This is a genomic window from Duganella sp. GW821-FHT07F09 (genome assembly GCF_059418705.1).
In genome coordinates, this window is the sequence record NZ_JBWKQJ010000030.1 from 1 (window position 1) to 18,133 (window position 18,133).

Here is an 18,133-nt window from a genome sequence, read left to right on the forward strand (position 1 = left end):
CAGGCCGGCCCGGAACTCGGCCCCCAAGATCAGGTTTTGCAGTGTCGTGGTCATGTGTCCACTTTACGGCAAAATGGCGGGATGGACATACATGACGAAATTGCGCGGGCGCTTGAGGCCAATGACGATGACGGCGAGGCCGCCCGGACGCACTTAGCAGCTGGGCGCTGGATTAGCTACTGTGACCCTGACTACCCGGACGACATAATCCGGGAATGGCCCGATGGCCGGCGGGAATTTGTCGACGTGGACGAGAAAGGCCAGATCGTCCCGATCCTGGACCGAACACCAGGGCCGAAAAGAAAAACGCCCAGGGCGTGAGCCGTGGGCGTTGACTGGTCGAGGCGGCTAGCGGATTACTTGGCCTGCGCCATGATCTGCTGTGGCGGGTTCCAGTTGGTCAGATGGCCGACATGCACAGGCAGGCCGTAGCTGTAGCGCTCAAATCGGTAATCCATCGGCACCCAGCCGCCCGGCAGCAGCTGGCCGTCGCGGTTCAGGCGCGTATCGAACGGCGCGACGATGGCCATGTAGTCGCTCATCGAATGGATTGGCAGGCATACGAGGCTGATTTCCTCACCGGCCGGCACCGTCCACAGTCCGTCCGGACCACTCGGCACGTCTTTTGCGCCCACCGGAATGAACTTGCCTTTCAGCTGCACAGGCTTGCTCAGGACGAGCTTGTCATTCTCGATCTTCACGGCGTCCAGCGGCACAGTGCCTCGGCCGACATAGCGGCCGATGCTATGCAGCACGTCGTCGGACTTGCCCGCCGCTGCGGCAACGGCACCATAGGCGCGCAGGTTGTTTGCCGGCTGGCCGCAAACCTCTTTCAGCACATCGCCAGGCAGTACGCCGGCCTCTTTGGCCAAGGTGCTGATGCCAGAAACGACGAGCTTACCAGGCTTGATTTTTTCATCGAACAGCAAGGACATACCGCGATTGTCCGAGGTGTCGATGGCCACTTGCTGCTCGGTCGCCACCACTTTTTTCAGGTAGGCGTATTGGTCCGCTGGTGCAGCCGCATGTGCGGCCGCGCTGGCGATGATGGACAGGCTGATGATGGTCTTGATGGTGTTCATGTAAAGCTCCTAGAAGTTGAGTTTTGCCCGGTTGCCGACCGGGCGGCGGTTGCTTCAGTTACTGCGCTTCACAGCGTTGACGTTCGCCCTGTTCCCATTCGGGATTGAGGCCACCAGGTGAGCGCTTCCTGGCTTCTTCGATCCGCGTCAGGCAAAGCTCACGCTGGCTTTGTGGCTCATCACCTTTTGGATGCGGCTTGCTACTGGTTTTGGTGGACCGTGCCGGCGTCCCGTTCGCCGGCGCGGTTTCTTTGGTCGGCGCACCAAGCACCAGGCCACCACCATGCACCATCGCATCGCATTCAAACCTGATGCGCTTCTTTTGCTCGGCCGCTGTGCGGCCCATCGAAAACATATTGGCCTTGTAGTCGGCCGCCTCACGCTCACGGACGCACTGCTCAATGTCGCGCTGCGCCTTTTGTTCTGGCGTGCCGCCATACACATGACGCCACTCGTTAAAGCCCGTGATAGCACCGATTGCCAGCACGGCCAGGAGCGTTTTAGCTGCTGCGTTCGCGTTCATGCGGATACCTCATCTTTCAATTCCACTGCAACGTTCAGCACCGGCATATCGACAGGCTGCAGCTTGATGCGGCCGACAGGGCAACCCGTCACCATCAGATAGCCGTGCAGGTTATCGACGCCCATGATTTCCGAGGCCAGCACAGCGGATTGCGTGATGCGCCGCACGCTCTTGTTCTCGCTCGATGAACTCATATCGCCAGGGCGCTGGCTGGTTCCTTCGCTGACTTCCTCGCGCTCGACTTCCTGCTGCCCAATCTCGACTTCAAAGTGCTTGGCCGTCTCACCATCACCAGCTTTCAAAATCAGCTTGGTACTCAAGCAGGACAGCAGCGTTTGCGCTTCGTCCTTGCCGTAAGTGCTGCGCAGTTGGGAAATCGTCTGCAGGCCGCAGACGCAGGCCCCGCCGAAGCGCCGCAGCTTGGTCAGGCCGGCGCGCAGGCTCGTAATCTTGCCCAGGCTGTCCACTTCATCCATGACATACCAGAGGCGGCGCGTGCTGCTTTCCTTCATCGACAGGCTTTCGACAATCGCCAGATCGATCCAGCAAGCGATCAGGCTGCGCAGCTCGGCCATCTGGTCCTCTTTGTACGTCATAAACAGCCAGGTCCTGGTGTCGTCGGCTTCGCGCACCCACTGGCGAATGCTGAACGTGCCACGGTCTGCCAGGTACACCCAGTTGGACAGCGGCGTTGACGCGGAGGTGCGGACACTGCCGAACAGTCGTTCTTGACCAGGCCCGACAAGGTTTGCTGCTGGGGACTCATTGCCGAAGAAGTCGGCCAGTTCCTCGCGTGGCGCGATGGTCACGTAGTACAGCAGTCGCTTGATGCTCGGCTCTCCGCGCTCATGCAGGATGCGCAGGCATTCCGAAAACAGCAGCTGCGCGTCACTCGTCCACTTCGCGTTGTCCCCTTCCCCATCGGGGATAGCCGCCTTGGCGATCCGGCGATAGTCGTAGTCCGCCCGAATCTCTGCGAATGGCGACCAGTCCACGGTACGGCGATCAAATGGGTTCAGCAAGAAGTCGCGCTCACGGCCGAACAGCGAGAAGAAGTTACCGCCATTGTCGGCGATGATCGCGGCCTGGTTGCGGCTGCGGGCCTTGCGCAGCAAGGCGCTGATGGCGACGGTTTTACCCGCGCCCGTTTTACCTTCAATGAGGAAGTGTTCGGCCTCAAGCTTTTGCGGCATCGGCACCACGTCCCACTTGAAGGAATCGGCCAGCTCCTGCTTCGTGTACCTCGCAGCCACGACAGAAGCTTGCACAGCGGCCGGCACGATTGCCGTACCGCGCAGCAGCTTGTCGCCAGGATTCGCGCCACCCATCCCCGCCGGCATCGCCGGCGCTTTGTAGGCGATCCAGGAACGCAGCATGCCCTGCCCTGGCACCCAAGCCAGGAAGGCGAGCGGGCCGCTCGCCTTCATCATCATTTTCGTGATGGCCTGCAGGATGGCGAAGATCAAGCCGGACAGGATCAGGATAAACGCCGCCTCGAAGCCCAGGCCCTGGCGGTAGATGGAAAAGGCGCATTCCCAGGCCGAGGCGATGCAGTAGTAGAAGGCTAACCAGGTCAGCCAATGGAAATGCAGCTCGCCGGCAAAGGCCCGATACAGCATGTAGGGAGCGCGGAACGTCATCGTAAGCCCGGTCCCAAACCAGCTGATCGGCGCCATAAAGAGCGCTTGTTTGTTCATCGTGAATTTCCTTGTTTTGCCCCTTGCAATTTTGATGACCTGTCATCAGAATTGCAGGGGGCTTGATTGTTTACCTAGAAGTTGCAACCGAGAATCCCGGAAGGGCTGGCTCCCGTGCCAGCCCTTCGTCATTTCTGGCCGGCCAGCTGCTGGATATGGGCGCGTTCCTTGTCGGTCAGGCTGTTCCATACCCGCTGAATCTTCTGGCCGTTCTCTATGGCCATACGATCCTCTGCCGACAGCTGCGGCCCAGCCCCGCCACCTACAGGCAGGTAATGGATACCCAGCACCGCAACCAGGCCGCCCAGCACGGCACCGCCGACGACTACCGCGACCACCTTGGCGAAGCTCCAGCGGATAATGCGGCCGGCCTGGTTGATCTGGCCGATTACCGCTTTCACCTCATCGCCCACGGCGTGGCTGATTGCCTGGCTGGCGGCGGCGGCCGCCGCCTGGCGAATATCCAGCTTTACCGCTTCGCTGGCCTGCTGGGCCGCCGTGGTGGCCTGGCGGTCAATCTCCTGGCTCATACCCATCAGCACGTCCGCCAGCTGCTTACCGGCGGCCAGGTAGTTCCCCGTCAGCAGTTCCAGCTTGGAGGCCAGAACATCACCGGCCGCCGGCAGCTCGGCCCGCAACTTCTCTGCGCGGTCCAGCACCTGGTCAACTTCGCCCAGCACGTCCTTGTAAAGAATATGAATCCGGCGACGGTCGATTTCGTCCGCTTCCATGATTTATTCCTTATCTTTGGCGGCGGCCTTGGCTGCCTTTTTGGTTGGGAACAGGGCTTCATAAACTACAGCCAGGTTTTCATTGACCTTCGGCGCGGCCTTTTGCGCGACCATCAAATCGCTGGCCTTGCTAATTTCGTCCTCGTCGTCGGAGGTGCGGACGACTTTTTTATAGTCGGTCGTATCTTTCAGCATCGAATCCAAGCTGCGGCCCTGCACGCTCAGGATATTAAAGATTTCGTTATTAAAAATGGTTGCATCGAGAGAATAAGGAATTTGCATGAACGTCAGTGCGCCCAGCAGATAATCGAATTCTTCGACGGTGTTTTTCTTTACACCGTTGAAAATAACCTTGATCTTGCTTTTATCGACGTTCTGCGCTTTCAACAACTCGATAGTTTTATAGGCCGCTTTTTGGTCTTTGTCGTCTGGCATCGACGGAATAATGAAAGCGTCAATTTCGTCCTGGCCATCCATCCAATCCATGCCGGCCAAAAACTCTTTCCCTTCCTTGGAGCCGCCTACGTCAATAATCAGATTGTCATTGCGGACAATTTGTTTATACAGCTTAGAGAATTCGTCGCCGCTAAAGGCGGTTACTGGAATTCCGAAAAGCGCGGCGGTGACGTTCGTGGTATCAACCGCGTAGATTTCGGATTGCGGCATACGTGGATGGAGCAAATGGGCGGTAATAGTGGTTTTGCCAACGCTACCAGCCAGGGAGCAGATAACTACTTTCATTTTTGATCCTTTTGAAGTTGTTTAAGAGAAAAGTTTTTACTCGGTGCTTCTAAGACTTGTTCCGTCCTGGCCTTGCCGCCAGTGCCGACCGTAGCCGGCGCTGCCGGCACTTCCTGGCCTGGCGTCTCAACCGTTTTTGGAGCGTGTACACGCTCTGGTTTTTCACTTGAAACGGAAGCGTGTACACGCTCTGTTTCCCCTTTTTCCTCCCGCCTCTTGATGTACTTCGAGAGGCCAGCAATCGAGATTTGCACCCCATTTGCTGCCAGGAACTCGCATACCTGTTCCAGGGTGCAACCACTTTCCCGGAGCTTGGTTATGTCGTTCCAGAAGGGGGCCACCCTCGACCGCTGGGCGGCCGGCTTGACCTTCTTCAAGAACTCATTTGCATCCACATCGGACCTCCTTGCTAAGTTTTAACCAGTTTAAACACGAATTTTCCGCCTGTCAACATCATTCAACTCAAATTCAACCAAAATTCAACACAATGTGTACTTGATTCAACACACTTTATACGCTTTTCAACCATTGTTGACAAGCATTTGTCGCTAGTGCTATCGTTCGGCATGAGTCGCTGGCATAGGAGGGCACGACAGATATGTTTTCATAACTCTCCGAGTTCTGAAAAATATCCCGTGCCAAAGGGTTCCCCTTTGAAACTGTCCTCCCCTGCGGGTCGTCATGTGCGCCCTTCGGGGGCGCGGTTTAACTCCAAGGAAAGACAGGGCCGCTGACGCGGCGAAAGGCGAAAAGATGGCAGAGGCGCAGAAGAAAAAAGGAGCTGGCGGCCGACCGCGCAAGCTGGGTGCGGAACCAGGTAAGCCGATCAGTTTCCGCTTGGCCGAATCCGACCGCCTGGCGTACCTGGCGAAGTGCGAGGCCGCCGGAATGACCCCGGCCGACTTCTTCCGCGAATGCGTCTTGACCAACCGGACGGCTATCGTGGCCAAGCCCAAACTGAGCAAAGACTATCGGCAGCTGCTGTTTCTGTATATGAAGGCCAGCAACAATATCAACCAGCTGGCGTTACGGGCCAATTCGGATAACCGAGCCGGTAAATTATCCGAAGGCACCTATCAGGCCATTTTGAATAATCTTGAAACCTTGAACCTGTTTCTTAAAACCAATCTAAAACCATGATCCACGATATTGCTGGCGGGATTAGCGGCGCGGAAGTCGCCCGGTATTTGAGAGACGGCCAGAAACAAGGCCGCGAAATCCATCGTGACCAATACGATGAGCGGGTTGTCTTGGCTGGCGACCTGGACGCGGCTGAGCAGCTGATTGATTCAATCCCTGATGGCCGGGAAAAATATATCAGTATGGTGGTTTCATTTATGGAACCAACTAGCGAACTTTCTAATGAACGTTTGCAGGCTGTCACGCAGCGATACCAGGATTTTCTGTTTTCGGCTTCCCAGCCTGGCGAATATTATTTTTATGCCGAGGCGCATTTACCCAAAGAGCCGACATTTATTGACGAGAGTACCGGCGAGGTAAGGCCGCGATACGTCCATATTCACATGCTTGTCCCCAAGGTAAATTTACTCACTGGCGGCGACCTAAACCCGCTGGGGATGGTGAAGCATAACGAGCGTTACCTTGACGCCATTCAGGAAAGCATTAACAACGAATTCGGGTTTGTCAGCCCAAAGGATAGGCGGCGTCTTAAGCACGAAAGCAAAGCGGATATTCTCAGCCGCATAAAAGGGGATTTCTTTGAGGGATCGAACAAAGAAATAAAAAACAAAATCGTCGCGGCAATCATCGATAAAAAGATTGAGAACTACGACGACTATAAAAAGATGCTGGCCGAGTTCGGCACTACCCGCACTCGGAACGAAGGCCAGGGCGACAAGGAGTATCAAAACCTCATGCCGCCAGGTGGCGGTGCGGGTGGCAAGGGCATCAACCTGGACGGCCGCAAGGACGGCCAGTTTGTGTTCTCGCGTGAATTCATCGAGCTACCGACCGCAGAGAAGCAGCGCCGGCTGATCGCTGACGACCGCGACAGGACCATCGCCGCCAACTTGGCCAAGCGCGACCCGGAGCTGATCGCCAGGAACCTCGATGAATGGCACCGGACCCGCGCCAAGGAGGTGAAGTACCTCAACAGCGGCAGCAAGAAGTTTTACAAGGAATATCAGGCCGCCAGTCCAGAGCGAAAGCAGCAGATGCTGGCAGCAGCGGAAGAACGTTTTTACAGGAAAGCCAACAAGGAGCAAGGGAATGAGCGAAACGAAGGTAAAGGCCAACGAGCCACAGGAGCCGAGCGAACTGCACGAGGACGCAGCACCGAGCGCGCCGCCGGAAATGACCGATCTGCCAATCATTGGGAGCGTTACGGTAAGCCGCCTCGATCCAGAGCGCCGGCCGAGTCCATCAACCGTTTGCCAAATCTGTCCGGCGTCGCTGTGGTTCACCACGCCCAAAGAGGTGAAGTGCTTTTGCCGCATCATGCACGTAATCAGCTGGAGCACGACAGAGCCGCAGCCGGTGACGGACTGCGACGGCTACCTGGAAGCGATAGCCGACCAATCGACCTAACTGCGCGCACGTCCGATAGCGTGGTGGGCCAGCTGGCCCGCGATCTGCGCAACGACCAGCTGCGCAATCGGGACCAGGACCGCGCCCAGCTGGACGGCATTAAGCAGAACCTGGACGCGCGCCGGCTGCTGGCCGAGCTGTCCGTGTCGCACAAGCTGCAGCCTGAACTGTACGAGGTCACGAAGGGCAAGGACGGCAGCGACCGAATCAAAGTGCCAGGCGGCCAAGCCTATAACGTATCGGACTTCCTTACCAAAGAAATGCGTATGTCCTGGCCGGAAGCGAAGCGCACGCTGAACGAGTCCTACGGCCGCCAGGTTGGCCGCGAACTTCCCACAGAGCCGCGCCAGTCACCACGCCAGCAGATATACGCACAATTCCAGGAAGCCCGGAGCGCAAAGCGATTGGGCCAGCAGGAGCAGCTGCGCCAGCTCGATAACCAGGCGACGATGATTAAGCAGCGACAGCTGGAAGTGAAAAAGGAGTTCTACGCCAAGCGCAGCAAGGTACAAAGCGCCCACAGCGCACGGCCAGCGGAGCGCAAGGCCGCCACGTCCGTGCTGCGCATGGAGAAGCTGACCAAGGAAGCCGCATTGCGCGCCCAGCTGGACCAGATCAAGGCAGAGCGCGCACTGGTGCGCGATGCCCAGCGCCGGCCGTCCCAGGAACAGTACCGCGAATACCTGGCCGAGCGGGCGCAGGGCGGCGACGAGCTGGCCCTGGCCGAGCTGCGCCGGCAGCAGGAAAAGGCTACGGCGGCCGACAAGGCCACCGAGGCCGCGGCGCAGATCGCGCCGGCGGAACGCCAGGCCGTGAAGGAGCGCGAGCCGATCCACCGCGCCGAAGCGGTAACGTACCAGGTCCACCGCAACGGCGATGTGACCTATCAGCGCGCCGGCCGCGACGTGCTGCGCGACGAGGGCCGCCGCGTGGCCATGCTGCAGACCGATGATAAGACCATCGAAACGGGCCTGCGCTTGGCACAGCAGAAGTTCGGCCGCCAGCTCGCGCTAGCCGGTCCCAAGGAGTTCCAGGAGCGCGCCGCCCGGATCGCGGCCGAAGCTGGCCTCAAGGTCGAATTCACGGACGCAAACCTGAACCGCGTCATGCGCGAACGCACCGCCGAAATCGCGGCCGAGAAGGCACGCGACCAGGAGGCCCGGAAACTGGCCCAGGACTTCGCCAAACAGCGCGAGGTAAGCAAGGGCAGGGGAGAGGCCACCAGCACCGTCAAAGGCCCGCAGAAGTCCCAGGAGCAGGCCGCAGCACCTACCATCGACAGCAAGCCGCCTTACACTGACAAGAACCAGTACACCGGCCCGGTTAAAGCCGTCGATCAGAATTACGTTTATCAAACTCATGGCCGCGATACGATCCGGCATGAGCGCAAGCATTTTAGCGAGACGCCGAAGCCTGGCGATGAGGTGCGAGTCACCTACAAGCAGGGTCAGGCGTCCGTTAAAAACGTGGCCCAGGAACGGGCCAAAACACAGGATCTGGACAAAGGCCAGAGCTTGTAATCTCAACTTCTAGGAGATCCACATGAATGATGTAACTCGCAAACTCGGAACCGCCGCTCAGGTGGTGGGCAACAGCATCGGCGCAGCTGCTGCCGACCTTCAAAGCGGCATCGGCTCGTTTTTCAGCGGCGGCCATGCTCATACCCACGACCCTGCGCCGGTGCAGGAGTCCAAACAGGAGAAGGGAAGCGAACAGCAGGCATCCGTACCGGACAGCACGGCCGGTCAGATCGTCGCTAACCAGCAGATCGGCGGCAAGGACTACTACCTGGTGCAGACCGAGAACCAGGCCGGCCAGCCTGAACGTGCGCTGTTTGCGAAGAACGGAACCGACTATCCACCTGGCCAGGACTTGATCGTGAAATGGAACGATGGGAAGCCAGCCAGCGCCCAGGCCGAAAGCGGCGCGGAACTGCCGTGGGGCGGGGAGATTGCTGGTAAATCCCAATTCGGCAGCCAATCCCAATTTACGAGCCAACACCATGACGACGGCCAAGGACTCTAAGGCTGCGGCGGCCGCCGAAAAAAAGGGGAAGGCAAAAGCGACGACGGCTAGTGAGGTCGTCGGCCAGGCCATCGGGCAAGCCATTGGATCGGCGGCCCGTGCCGCAACGCCGGCCAACGGCAGCAGCACCGGCTTGCTGGGCCTCAGTGCTGCCCTTGTCGTCGGCATGGCTCTTGGTACTGCCATCGGCTCAGACCAACCTGCAGCGGCTGGCGCGGACGTGCGCCTGCCGCTCGATGACGACCCGCCGGAAGGCGGTAAGGATGGCCACCAGGCCGATTACGACTGTGGACTGTAGGAGGAATGATGGAAAAGACTGAATTGCACCTGGTCGATGCTGGTGTAGGCGTGGACGTTCCGCACGATTACCGCACGCTCTCGCTGAAACTGGATCGTGTCGGCAGCGCGCCGGTTACGCTGGACCTGAGCGGCTGGGGCGTGCCATCGGCCGGCCCGCAGGAACAGCCCGCCATCGCCGCAGGCGGGCAAGAGGACTGGTGGAACGCGCCGACCTACACCACCGACCTGATACCGGCATATCGCGGTTGTGTCACGGTGACGGCCAGCAGCGGCGACGATTCCGCAGCAATGCCCGGAAACGGTCCTGTGGCGCGTCTTTCGTTGAACATGGGTGATCCGCTTGCCCTGATCGACGGCGGCGCGTCTGCGGGCCTTACGTCGCTTCCTGGCGCATATCCTCGCGGCGCGGTCGAGGTGACGGAAAAGGATTGACGGCCGCAAGGTCGTGACCAACAAAAAAGGCCGGGTACTCCCCGGCCTTTTTCATGGACAGCTGGCGCGCTTAATCGTCGCCGTGGTGCGCCTGGATCGAAGCGCCGCCGCCATCGCTGGCTTTCAGCTCGTTGATGACGGTCCTGGCCGAATCCTGGCCAACCTGGCCAGCCTTGCTCCCAGGAGCCGGCGGCTGCGCTGGTGCGCTGATCGAGCCGCCAGCATCCGCTGGCGCGGCCGGCGTGTCTGGTGCGGCCGGTGTTGCCGGCGTAGCGCCTGCACCTGGCAGCGATGGTGCGGGCGGCGTTGGCCGTCCGCCGTCCACCGCAGGCGCTGCAGCGGCAGCTGGTGCTGGCGCAGCTGCCGGCGTCGTTGGTGCTGGTGACGCAGCAGAAGGGGCCGGCACTGGCACGCTGGCCGCCGATCCGGCCGGCGCAGCTGGCGCGGCCGGCTGGCCAGCCGTGCCACTTGGAGCCGAAGGTGACGCCGGCGAACCCGCCGCCGATCCGTTTGGAGCCGAAGGGGCGGGCGGTTGCGCGCCGCCTGGTGCGAATGCGGCGGCAGCTGCTGCAGGCGACAGTCCTGCAGCGCCGCCCAGGCCAGGCAAACCACCAGGGCCGGCAGGAGCGCCGCCGCCAGGGCCGCCAGGGCTACCAGGAGCGCCGCCACCCATTGCGCCGACCGCAGCGCCTAATGCCGACTGCAGCCCGCCGGCCAGCTTGCCACCCATCGCCACCGAGCCGCCGGCGACGGCGCCGATAGCGCCGCCTGCCGCCAGGCCTGCCGCGACACCATCCCCGGCCGACATCGTAGCGGAACCGTTTAACAGGTCGGTTGCCATCTTGGGCGCTCCCAGCGCGAGAATCAGCATCAAGATCGAGCCGCCGGCCACAGCCCACAGCGGCGCAAGATTGGTCGGACTCATGTTGGCGATGCCATCGCCCATGAAGGAGGCGACCGCCTGCGCGCCGGCCAGCACGTAGTACAGCGTCAGGAACTTGACGCCATAGACGATAGGCGTAGTGATGACCTTCATGGCCAGGTCCTTGGTCCACTTCGTCATGCCGAAGGCCAGGATGATCGGGGAAACCGATGTGAAGAACCACAGCTGAATCCAGGTGACGGCAAACTGCGCCGCCATGAAGGCGAACACCACCAGCACAATCAGGTTGACGGCCCACAGCAGCAACGAGGGGTACACGTCCAGCACCGAGGCATGTTCACCAAATTGCTTTGTCATTTTGTTGATGAGGTCAATGCCGGTCCAGAAAACATCTGATGGGCTGACGGCCGTAACATGCGCGCCATCCTTGCCGAGCTGGATAAAGCCGTTGACCACCGACAGCGCGACCGCCGGCGTGTTGATGAGCCATGTGATAAGGCTGAAGTACATCACCTTCATAATCGTGGCCACGCCAATCTCGATAATGTCGGGGTCTTTCAGCAGGCGCGGAATAATCATCCACACCAGGTCAGCCGTGAACAGCAGCACGGACAACCGGACAGCCGCCACGCGCACAATGTCGCTGAACGCTGCCGCCGCAGTCTTGTACTGGTCCATCACGGTCCCCAGGTCGAACTCAGTGCCGGCCGCCGCGATAGCCGAGAAGGACGACGCCAGGAAGGCAAGGCCCATCAAGACCTTGATGGTCAGGTGGACCACTCGCAGCAGCTGCTGTTCGCGGTGCGCCCACTGCACGGGTGTCAGGTGCATGGCGACTCCTTAGTACGACTTGAAGCCGGATTCACCAGGCTTGCGCACGGGCTTATCGGCAGGGTTCAGCACCTGCTTAGTTACCTCCTGTTTCTTCGCTTCCTGGTCGGCTTTGCTGCTGCAGCCGGTCAGCATCGAGAACAGGACGACGATGGCGATGGCCAGGCCGAGGGACAGGAATTTTTTCTGGTTGAAGGTCATATTGTTGAACATAATTTTTCTCCGTGATGGTAGGGATTAGTAGGACTGGAAACCGGACTGGCCAGCCTTGCGGATGGTCCCGTCGCCCTGGTTGAGGAACTGCGAGGTCGTTTCGCTCTTGTCGCTTTGGGCCTGCGCCTGGCCGGCCATGTACGAGTTTTGAGCCTGCATCTGTGCCATGAACAGCTGGCGCAGTTTCTGCAGCTGCTGGACCTGTTGGCCGGCGACCATCACGCCAGCTTGAGCAATCTGCAGCTGGCCCGGCGAGCCGGCGGCGATGTTCTGGATATTCGCCATCGCGGCCTGTTCGCTGGCGAACTGGTTGGACTGCAGGCCGGCCGAGCGCAGCGCCGCGCTCAGGCTGTCCAGGCTGGTCTGGACCCAAGTACGGGACGCCTGCTGAAAATTGCGGTTCTGCGTGCTGTAGCCGGGGTACTTCGTGGCGAACTGCTGGTCGATGTTGCCCAGGGCGTAGCCCAGCGCCTGGCCCTGCGCGACCAGCTGCGTCAGCGCCTGCAGGTCGGCCTGCACGTCGCCCCACACCATCTGCGGCGCGGCAATCAGGTTTTTCAGCTGCTGCTGGGAGTGTTGAACCTGCGTGATCGTGTTCTGGACCTGCTGATACATCTGCGCCGACTGGTTCACCAGCTCGATGTTGTTCAGGATTTGCGTGATCTCGGTGGACCCGCCGAATCCGGCCACGCTGCCGGCATGGGCGGCACCGCCGCCCAGGATCGACGCCATGAGGACAAGGCTGACTACCTGCTTTGATTTCTTCATTACGACATACATTTTTTTCACCCTGAAAAAGCTGTTTGGGGAACCCGAAACGTGCGTTTCGGGCGGCTTAAATTCCTGCTGGACACCACGCCGCCAAAGGGAAAGAGGCAGTATATTTAGTGCTATACTCCGCCGATTCCACCGACATACAGTGTTTTTGTGTGTCGTTGTTTGCGTGTTTCCATGAATAAACATATTATGCTTCCCCGGTTTCATAGTCAATAGATAGACACATAAATATTTAGTGTGTCGTCACACTTGTTTTTTAACTGCCGATAGACATACAATCTTGCTGTCTGTCGGCCATAAGGAGATTGAAGAAATGCAGATCAGGCAGAGCGGCCGCCGTATCCAATTCCTGCGCACCTACTACGTGCCCGACCTCAAACGCTCTAAGCAGACGCTGCTGGGGTCGGTCGAGGTCGGCGCAACCGAGCTACCGGCCACGCTGGCGGCCAAGCTGACGCAAGAGGAGCGCGGGGAGTTCGCGGTATGGGTGAAGAAGCAGGCGGAAGCCGAGCGCAGCGCCCGGATCGCCCAGGAGATTGAAACGCTCCCGCAGACCATGCGGGACGTGGCCAGCCACGTCATGCGCGGTGCGCAGTTGACGGCGGACCAGGCAAAAGGAATGTGGGACGGCATGGCGCAACTGCGCCGGCAACTCACCAAGGCGGGCTACACCAAGCCGCATTTGAGCGAAGCACCAACAGTGGAAGGAACAAGCAATGATAGAGACGAGGGAGATTCGTAGCGCGATGTGGCGGCTGTCCTGCATCGAGCGGACGCCGTACCAGTACGACGCGGCCGGCCTGGTGTTCGGCTTCGGGCCGATTCACTACCTGGTCGAGCTGGGCGACCAGCTTTTCCTGGCCTGGCAGAACGAGGAAAGCGGGGCCGTGATCGTGAACCCCATCACGCGCTACGGCCTGGACGAACTGGACGAGCTGGGCGCGTATGAACCCTGGACGGTCCTGCACGTGCCGGCCGAGCTGGACCAGGGCATACGGTTTCGGGAGATTGACGCGGCCGAGCTGGCCCAGGCGTATCGGAGGATGGAAGGGTGGACGATTGCGGCGTCCACCCCGCCTGTCATGATGGCCCTAGCGTAGAGCAACAAGACAGCCGAACGATACACGATGCTGGTCCACCTGGCGAGCCTGGCCCGCCGGCGTGGACCGCGTGTAATCGCTTAGGCCGCCCGCCGGCGTGCAGCTGCAGCGCACACCGGACACAGACACGGCCCGAAGCGGCCGACAACCAGCCAGCCCTGGCGTGCAGCGGCTTTCTCGCACTCGCGCCAGGTGCGCCCCGAAAACCTCACCACCGGCCGCGCCTGCAGGCCCAGCGGTGCGCCTGGACAGGCGGCCGTATCGCAACTCAATTCGACGTAGAACACCAGCACGCGCCCTCCGATCCAGGGGAGCGCGCCCAGCTGGGGCCGGTCCTCCTTCTTTGCGTTGTCTCAATTGCAAATTAGACCAGCCCCGGCCGCAGGCTTTGAGCACGCGCAAATGGAAACGTGTACACGCTTCCGTTTGCTGCTGTCAGCGGCCGGCCGGGTACTGCTGGCGGGTGTGCAGGACGCCGACAATCTCAATCACGGCCGGCCGGATGCGGTACACCACCAGGTAGTTCGGATGCACCACGATTTCCCGCGTGCCGGCGACACGGCCGAGGCGGTACAGGTAGGGATGCTGGGGCAGCTGGGACGCGGCGCGCTCGATGTCCTCCTGCAGCTGCAGGGCGGCGCTGTCGTTGCGTTCAGCGATGTATTCGATGATGGTGGCCAGCTGGTCGCCGGCCTTGGGAAGCCACTGTACGGGAAGCATTTACTCTCCAGAAAATCAGGTATAGCACCTGGCTATTCTGGCGTCACGACTTGCCGGCAGGGCGGGCCGTTTTCCGCTTTTCCTCGATGATGGCGCGCATCCGGGCCATCACCTGGTCATGCGGGATGCTGGGGCGCGGGTCGTCGATGGCTTCCTGCACCTGGGCGCGGAACCAGCGATCGTAGGCCGCCGCTTCTTCGGCGGTGGCAAACTCGGACTCAATGGGGGACAGGACGGCATTCATAGGCTCAAGGTTACACCAGACCGGGAGCCAGGGCCAGCGCGCCGGTTACTCAATTTGACTAATACGGGCGTGTGTGAAAACACGAGGATGCCCACCTGTAACCCCAACCTACCGGGCCGCTTCCCTCTGGCGTGCGCCTCCGGCCGGCAGTTTCTTCGTGTTTTCACCCACACCCCAGCGCCGGCGGCCGGGTTACTCAATTTGACTAATTTCCGGCGGCGGCCGGCACCAGGTGCGGAAACCGTATTTCCTGGAAATGAGGAAACCGCACTTCCAGGAACTGCAGCTGGCGCAGTTCCTGGCCAGCGCCGTGATGAAGAACTCCCAAGGCGGCCGGCTCCCTGGCCAGGCCCGCCAGGCACGCAGGGCCAGCGGCGGGAAATGAGGAAACCGCATTTCCCGGAACTGCACCAGGCGCACTGCCGGCGTGATGAAGAACTCCCACGGCATGACGTGGAACGGCTTTTATGTCTAATCGACCCCCTCACGGCATTGCAAATCGTTTCCCAATACTGTATAAAGTGGGAACCAATCACGGTTTTTATGGGAACCCATAACCATGCAAAGTATCACTATCGAGACGGCAAAAACCCTTGTCGGGACCAACACCGTCACCCGTGCTGTCATCGAGTGCTTCGACGGCCGCCGCTGGGCCATCGTGCTACGCGGCCGCGATGAATTCGTGCTGCGCTCCAAGCGCCAGAACCCCAAGGCGTTCGCCAAGGTGGAAACCGCCCTGGAGGAAATCAAAGGCCTTGGCCTGCGCCATGCTGAGGTGAACATGGAGAAGTGGCAGCGTGACCAGGCCACACTGCCGGCGGCCGCATGAAGTACAGCTACGAAATCAATCCGCGCCCCGTGGAGCTGGGCGGCGGCTGGCGGCTGCGGCTGATCGAGGATGGCCAGGAGGTCGGCGGCGGCGTGTTCCCCATCGAGCAGGAGAAGGCCGAACCGGCGAAGGGCATAGCCTGGTGGAACGAGCTGCAGGAGAAGGAGCGGGCCTGGTGGCTTGAGCGCGCCGTGGAGCGCGGCACGCTGGGGACAGCAGCAGAAGCCTACATGGCGTATCTGCTGACCGAGGCATACGACGACGCCGAGGCCACGGCCTATGAATGGCTCGATTCCAGGGAAGGAGCAGACACCAATGGCTAACGCAAAACCAAAGGCGGCCGACACGCCGGCACCGAAAGCGCGTAAGCCCCGCGCACCCGCGAAGGCTCGCAAGCCGACCGATGTAGCGACGATCCAGAGCGCGCCGCTGCAGCTGGGATTCTGGCCTGATGCAGTGCGTGGCGTGCCGAATGCCGCGCTACGCGGCGCGCTGTTCTCGATCAGCAAAGAGCGCGATATGGCGAAGAAGCGGCAGCGCCTGGCTACGGTGGACGGCTACCAAATCATGTTCCGGGGCGAACGGTTCAACCAGACCGATCTGGACCTGTGGGAAATGCTGCTGCACATTGGCCGGCAACAGACCTACGGCAAGCACATCGAGTTTCTGGCCAGCGACTTGCTCAAGGCGCTGGGCCGGCCAACGGGCGGCGGAAATTACGAAGTGCTAAAGGAGGACATTGCCCGCCTCATGGGCGGCGTTGTCGAAATCACGTTCACGGACACCAAGGAGACATTCATCGGCTCCCTGATCCACAACGCCTACCGCGAGGAATCGACGCAACGCTACGTGCTGGTGTTCGATGAGAAGATGCGCAAGCTGTACGACGCCGGCTACACCCATGTCGATTGGGAGCAGCGCGTGAAGCTCAAGGGCGACAGCCTGGCGAAGTGGCTGCACGGCTTCTACGCCACGCACGCGGCACCGATGCGCTACAAGGTCGAGACGATCAAGGAACTGTGCGGCAGCACCACCGGCCGCCTGGTTGATTTTCGCGTGGCACTTCGCAAGGCCCTGGACAAGCTCAAAACGGTGGGCGCAATCACCAGCTGGAGCATCGACGCCAAAACAGACCTGGTGACGGTGCGCCGCAAGGGGAGCGTGAGCCAGCAGAAGCACCTGGAAAACAAACAGGCTGCCCAGGCCAGCGCCGAGTTTTCAGGGGCAGAGAGTGGCACCCTGGAGGGATTCGATGCGGCCCAGGCGTAACTCACGCCAAGGAGGGGCGGCGGCCCCTCCTACCATTGCCGGCAGGATCGGCTTTTCACTCACACTCTCCATCGGCTTTTCACTCACACCCGCCATAGCAGGACCGAGGCAAAATTCATCGGCTTTTCACTCACACCAAAGGAAAGCGTGTACACGCATCGCTTTTCCGTTGCCTTTGTGGCACTTTTCATCGGCTTTTCACTCACCCGCGAGCATCGGCTTTTCACTCACACCCATCGGCTTTTCACTCACACTAAATCGGCTTTTCACTCACACTAAATCGGCTTTTCACTCACAAAAAACCGGCATTTTTCATAGTGTTAACTCAGGGCAATAATAGCTTTTTTTAATAGTTTTTTTAATCCGCACGAAGCTTGCGCCGTGCGACTTAATACCCCCACCCCGCCCGCTAGCGGGCACCCCGTGAGGGGAAATCAAGACTGCGCTTCGCGCACAAGGAAGACTCAACCCCGATACGCGACCGCCGCCGCGCCGGTCGATCCCGGAGGGATCGCCGGTGTTGCTGTTGGGTTTTCAGGTTTTTCTTTTCAAGGTTTTCAAGGTTAACCGGGCGTGCCGATTTCGGAACGAAATCGGTGCGCAAGCAAGCGGGGACGCCCGCGCGCTAAGGTGGCCAGCTGACCCATCACGCAGTCCACCGGCCTGCAACAGTCTGTGCCTGGACTGCGCCCCGCCGGTCGGCGGCGTGGCTTGCCATGATGGGCTGGGGTGGCCCTGAACGGGCCATCCTCGCTCCCTCGCCCTTCGGGCATCGGTCCTCGGACTCAAATCGCCCCAGCGGGCAACTCTGCGGCCGGTATGGTCTGCCAGGTAGAGGTGTGCGACGGACGGCGGCAAGGTGCGGGCTGGCGAGGCGCGAAGGCTGGGCGTCGGCTTCAAAATGGCCCACGGGCTGCATAGGCGGGCGCTGGCCGCGTTTTGGCGGCGGGTCGGTCCTTTCCCCTCACCTTGAGCAGAAAAACGCTCTACGGGCTTATTTTCCGGTCTGGTTGCTCAAAATGAGTAACCAGCTCATTGCTCTGGTGGCTGATATACGCCGGCGGCAAACCTGCGGCGTCAGCCTGGCGCACGGCTGCAGCGACGGCCGCCGCCAGGCCGGCCCGGAACTCGGCCCCCAAGATCAGGTTTTGCAGTGTCGTGGTCATGTGTCCACTTTACGGCAAAATGG

The 18,133-nt window shown here is 60.4% G+C and carries 24 protein-coding genes; 12 read left to right on the forward strand and 12 right to left on the reverse strand.

Features of this window, described 5'->3' with window-relative positions:
• Window positions 1-321 (forward strand): hypothetical protein (locus AC07P1_RS33360; RefSeq protein ID WP_494699887.1); only part of this gene is annotated, 321 nt, incomplete at its 5' end.
• Window positions 322-356: 35 nt separating this feature from the next.
• Here AC07P1_RS33360 and AC07P1_RS33365 read toward each other — a convergent pair.
• The 6 genes from AC07P1_RS33365 to AC07P1_RS33390 form a co-directional block, all read right to left on the reverse strand.
• A complete protein-coding gene (locus tag AC07P1_RS33365) occupies window positions 357-1,082 on the reverse strand; it encodes a hypothetical protein (RefSeq protein ID WP_494699888.1) in 726 nt (241 codons plus the stop codon).
• Window positions 1,083-1,140: 58 nt separating this feature from the next.
• Window positions 1,141-1,605, reverse strand: a complete 465-nt coding sequence (locus AC07P1_RS33370; RefSeq protein WP_494699889.1) for a hypothetical protein — start codon at window positions 1,603-1,605, stop codon at window positions 1,141-1,143.
• Entirely contained in the window at window positions 1,602-3,302 is a 1,701-nt protein-coding gene (locus AC07P1_RS33375) for a type IV secretion system DNA-binding domain-containing protein (RefSeq protein WP_494699890.1), read from the reverse strand. The genes AC07P1_RS33370 and AC07P1_RS33375 overlap by 4 nt, the downstream gene beginning before the upstream one ends.
• A gap of 128 nt (window positions 3,303-3,430) precedes the next feature.
• Window positions 3,431-4,033: a hypothetical protein gene (locus AC07P1_RS33380; RefSeq protein WP_494699891.1), complete on the reverse strand. Its 603-nt coding sequence runs from the start codon at window positions 4,031-4,033 to the stop codon at window positions 3,431-3,433.
• Window positions 4,034-4,036: 3 nt separating this feature from the next.
• On the reverse strand, window positions 4,037-4,774 hold the full coding sequence (locus AC07P1_RS33385; RefSeq protein ID WP_494699892.1) for a hypothetical protein: 738 nt from the start codon (window positions 4,772-4,774) through the stop codon (window positions 4,037-4,039).
• Complete coding sequence (locus AC07P1_RS33390; RefSeq protein ID WP_494699893.1) at window positions 4,771-5,169, reverse strand: hypothetical protein; 399 nt, start codon at window positions 5,167-5,169, stop codon at window positions 4,771-4,773. Before AC07P1_RS33390 ends, AC07P1_RS33385 begins: the two co-directional genes overlap by 4 nt.
• A gap of 358 nt (window positions 5,170-5,527) precedes the next feature.
• Here AC07P1_RS33390 and AC07P1_RS33395 point away from each other — a divergent pair, with 358 nt between their 5' ends.
• The 5 genes from AC07P1_RS33395 to AC07P1_RS33415 are packed head-to-tail and all read left to right on the forward strand — an operon-like array spanning window position 5,528 to window position 10,078.
• Complete coding sequence (locus AC07P1_RS33395) at window positions 5,528-5,914, forward strand: plasmid mobilization protein (protein WP_494699894.1); 387 nt, start codon at window positions 5,528-5,530, stop codon at window positions 5,912-5,914.
• Complete coding sequence (locus tag AC07P1_RS33400; RefSeq protein WP_494699895.1) at window positions 5,911-8,841, forward strand: LPD7 domain-containing protein; 2,931 nt, start codon at window positions 5,911-5,913, stop codon at window positions 8,839-8,841. Before AC07P1_RS33395 ends, AC07P1_RS33400 begins: the two co-directional genes overlap by 4 nt.
• Window positions 8,842-8,863: 22 nt before the next feature.
• Window positions 8,864-9,346: an RNA-binding protein gene (locus AC07P1_RS33405; protein ID WP_494699896.1), complete on the forward strand. Its 483-nt coding sequence runs from the start codon at window positions 8,864-8,866 to the stop codon at window positions 9,344-9,346.
• Window positions 9,324-9,644, forward strand: a complete 321-nt coding sequence (locus AC07P1_RS33410) for a hypothetical protein (RefSeq protein WP_494699897.1) — start codon at window positions 9,324-9,326, stop codon at window positions 9,642-9,644. The genes AC07P1_RS33405 and AC07P1_RS33410 overlap by 23 nt, the downstream gene beginning before the upstream one ends.
• A gap of 8 nt (window positions 9,645-9,652) precedes the next feature.
• Entirely contained in the window at window positions 9,653-10,078 is a 426-nt protein-coding gene (locus AC07P1_RS33415) for a hypothetical protein (protein WP_494699898.1), read from the forward strand.
• A 70-nt stretch (window positions 10,079-10,148) separates the two neighbouring features.
• On the opposite strand, the gene AC07P1_RS33420 is transcribed toward AC07P1_RS33415, so the two are convergent.
• From AC07P1_RS33420 to trbJ, 3 genes are read right to left on the reverse strand one after another with little or no spacing between them, the layout of a single operon-like run.
• Complete coding sequence (locus AC07P1_RS33420; protein WP_494699899.1) at window positions 10,149-11,792, reverse strand: type IV secretion system protein; 1,644 nt, start codon at window positions 11,790-11,792, stop codon at window positions 10,149-10,151.
• Between the two features lie 9 nt (window positions 11,793-11,801).
• On the reverse strand, window positions 11,802-12,005 hold the full coding sequence (locus AC07P1_RS33425) for a hypothetical protein (protein WP_494699900.1): 204 nt from the start codon (window positions 12,003-12,005) through the stop codon (window positions 11,802-11,804).
• A gap of 24 nt (window positions 12,006-12,029) precedes the next feature.
• The gene (trbJ, locus tag AC07P1_RS33430; protein ID WP_494699901.1) at window positions 12,030-12,773 is read right to left on the reverse strand and encodes a P-type conjugative transfer protein TrbJ; all 744 of its coding nucleotides are present in this window, start codon (window positions 12,771-12,773) and stop codon (window positions 12,030-12,032) included.
• A gap of 322 nt (window positions 12,774-13,095) precedes the next feature.
• Here trbJ and AC07P1_RS33435 point away from each other — a divergent pair, with 322 nt between their 5' ends.
• Both AC07P1_RS33435 and AC07P1_RS33440 read left to right on the forward strand, forming a co-directional pair.
• On the forward strand, window positions 13,096-13,524 hold the full coding sequence (locus AC07P1_RS33435; RefSeq protein WP_494699902.1) for a hypothetical protein: 429 nt from the start codon (window positions 13,096-13,098) through the stop codon (window positions 13,522-13,524).
• Window positions 13,499-13,882: a hypothetical protein gene (locus AC07P1_RS33440; RefSeq protein WP_494699903.1), complete on the forward strand. Its 384-nt coding sequence runs from the start codon at window positions 13,499-13,501 to the stop codon at window positions 13,880-13,882. Before AC07P1_RS33435 ends, AC07P1_RS33440 begins: the two co-directional genes overlap by 26 nt.
• Window positions 13,883-14,317: 435 nt before the next feature.
• Here AC07P1_RS33440 and AC07P1_RS33445 read toward each other — a convergent pair whose 3' ends face one another.
• Both AC07P1_RS33445 and relB read right to left on the reverse strand, forming a co-directional pair.
• Window positions 14,318-14,602, reverse strand: coding sequence for a type II toxin-antitoxin system RelE/ParE family toxin (locus AC07P1_RS33445; protein WP_494699904.1), 285 nt, complete (start codon window positions 14,600-14,602; stop codon window positions 14,318-14,320).
• A 43-nt stretch (window positions 14,603-14,645) separates the two neighbouring features.
• A complete protein-coding gene (relB, locus tag AC07P1_RS33450) occupies window positions 14,646-14,846 on the reverse strand; it encodes a type II toxin-antitoxin system RelB family antitoxin (RefSeq protein ID WP_494699905.1) in 201 nt (66 codons plus the stop codon).
• Between the two features lie 256 nt (window positions 14,847-15,102).
• On the opposite strand from relB, the gene AC07P1_RS33455 reads away from it, so the two are divergent.
• The 4 genes from AC07P1_RS33455 (at window position 15,103) to trfA (ending at window position 16,944) form a co-directional block, all read left to right on the forward strand.
• Complete coding sequence (locus AC07P1_RS33455; protein WP_494699906.1) at window positions 15,103-15,231, forward strand: hypothetical protein; 129 nt, start codon at window positions 15,103-15,105, stop codon at window positions 15,229-15,231.
• Window positions 15,232-15,405: 174 nt separating this feature from the next.
• The gene (locus AC07P1_RS33460) at window positions 15,406-15,675 is read left to right on the forward strand and encodes a hypothetical protein (RefSeq protein WP_494699907.1); all 270 of its coding nucleotides are present in this window, start codon (window positions 15,406-15,408) and stop codon (window positions 15,673-15,675) included.
• Window positions 15,672-15,998, forward strand: coding sequence for a hypothetical protein (locus AC07P1_RS33465; RefSeq protein WP_494699908.1), 327 nt, complete (start codon window positions 15,672-15,674; stop codon window positions 15,996-15,998). Before AC07P1_RS33460 ends, AC07P1_RS33465 begins: the two co-directional genes overlap by 4 nt.
• Window positions 15,991-16,944 (forward strand): plasmid replication initiator TrfA, encoded by a 954-nt coding sequence (trfA, locus tag AC07P1_RS33470; RefSeq protein ID WP_494699909.1) that lies wholly within the window; start codon window positions 15,991-15,993, stop codon window positions 16,942-16,944. Before AC07P1_RS33465 ends, trfA begins: the two co-directional genes overlap by 8 nt.
• Window positions 16,945-17,930: 986 nt before the next feature.
• On the opposite strand, the gene AC07P1_RS33475 is transcribed toward trfA, so the two are convergent.
• A complete protein-coding gene (locus AC07P1_RS33475; RefSeq protein ID WP_494699910.1) occupies window positions 17,931-18,110 on the reverse strand; it encodes a hypothetical protein in 180 nt (59 codons plus the stop codon).
• Between the last annotated feature and the right edge of the window lie 23 nt (window positions 18,111-18,133).

Bases quoted from the DNA above. Each gene is read 5' to 3' on its own strand.
- AC07P1_RS33365 (WP_494699888.1), bottom strand. From the start codon at position 1,082: ATGAACACCATCAAGACCATCATCAGCCTGTCCATCATCGCCAGCGCG.
- AC07P1_RS33370 (WP_494699889.1), bottom strand. From the start codon at position 1,605: ATGAACGCGAACGCAGCAGCTAAAACGCTCCTGGCCGTGCTGGCAATC.
- AC07P1_RS33375 (WP_494699890.1), bottom strand. From the start codon at position 3,302: ATGAACAAACAAGCGCTCTTTATGGCGCCGATCAGCTGGTTTGGGACC.
- AC07P1_RS33380 (WP_494699891.1), bottom strand. From the start codon at position 4,033: ATGGAAGCGGACGAAATCGACCGTCGCCGGATTCATATTCTTTACAAG.
- AC07P1_RS33385 (WP_494699892.1), bottom strand. From the start codon at position 4,774: ATGAAAGTAGTTATCTGCTCCCTGGCTGGTAGCGTTGGCAAAACCACT.
- AC07P1_RS33395 (WP_494699894.1), top strand. From the start codon at position 5,528: ATGGCAGAGGCGCAGAAGAAAAAAGGAGCTGGCGGCCGACCGCGCAAG.
- AC07P1_RS33400 (WP_494699895.1), top strand. From the start codon at position 5,911: ATGATCCACGATATTGCTGGCGGGATTAGCGGCGCGGAAGTCGCCCGG.
- AC07P1_RS33405 (WP_494699896.1), top strand. From the start codon at position 8,864: ATGAATGATGTAACTCGCAAACTCGGAACCGCCGCTCAGGTGGTGGGC.
- AC07P1_RS33410 (WP_494699897.1), top strand. From the start codon at position 9,324: ATGACGACGGCCAAGGACTCTAAGGCTGCGGCGGCCGCCGAAAAAAAG.
- AC07P1_RS33415 (WP_494699898.1), top strand. From the start codon at position 9,653: ATGGAAAAGACTGAATTGCACCTGGTCGATGCTGGTGTAGGCGTGGAC.
- AC07P1_RS33420 (WP_494699899.1), bottom strand. From the start codon at position 11,792: ATGCACCTGACACCCGTGCAGTGGGCGCACCGCGAACAGCAGCTGCTG.
- AC07P1_RS33425 (WP_494699900.1), bottom strand. From the start codon at position 12,005: ATGTTCAACAATATGACCTTCAACCAGAAAAAATTCCTGTCCCTCGGC.
- trbJ (WP_494699901.1), bottom strand. From the start codon at position 12,773: ATGAAGAAATCAAAGCAGGTAGTCAGCCTTGTCCTCATGGCGTCGATC.
- AC07P1_RS33435 (WP_494699902.1), top strand. From the start codon at position 13,096: ATGCAGATCAGGCAGAGCGGCCGCCGTATCCAATTCCTGCGCACCTAC.
- AC07P1_RS33440 (WP_494699903.1), top strand. From the start codon at position 13,499: ATGATAGAGACGAGGGAGATTCGTAGCGCGATGTGGCGGCTGTCCTGC.
- AC07P1_RS33445 (WP_494699904.1), bottom strand. From the start codon at position 14,602: ATGCTTCCCGTACAGTGGCTTCCCAAGGCCGGCGACCAGCTGGCCACC.
- relB (WP_494699905.1), bottom strand. From the start codon at position 14,846: ATGAATGCCGTCCTGTCCCCCATTGAGTCCGAGTTTGCCACCGCCGAA.
- AC07P1_RS33455 (WP_494699906.1), top strand. From the start codon at position 15,103: ATGAGGAAACCGCACTTCCAGGAACTGCAGCTGGCGCAGTTCCTGGCC.
- AC07P1_RS33460 (WP_494699907.1), top strand. From the start codon at position 15,406: ATGCAAAGTATCACTATCGAGACGGCAAAAACCCTTGTCGGGACCAAC.
- AC07P1_RS33465 (WP_494699908.1), top strand. From the start codon at position 15,672: ATGAAGTACAGCTACGAAATCAATCCGCGCCCCGTGGAGCTGGGCGGC.
- trfA (WP_494699909.1), top strand. From the start codon at position 15,991: ATGGCTAACGCAAAACCAAAGGCGGCCGACACGCCGGCACCGAAAGCG.
- AC07P1_RS33475 (WP_494699910.1), bottom strand. From the start codon at position 18,110: ATGACCACGACACTGCAAAACCTGATCTTGGGGGCCGAGTTCCGGGCC.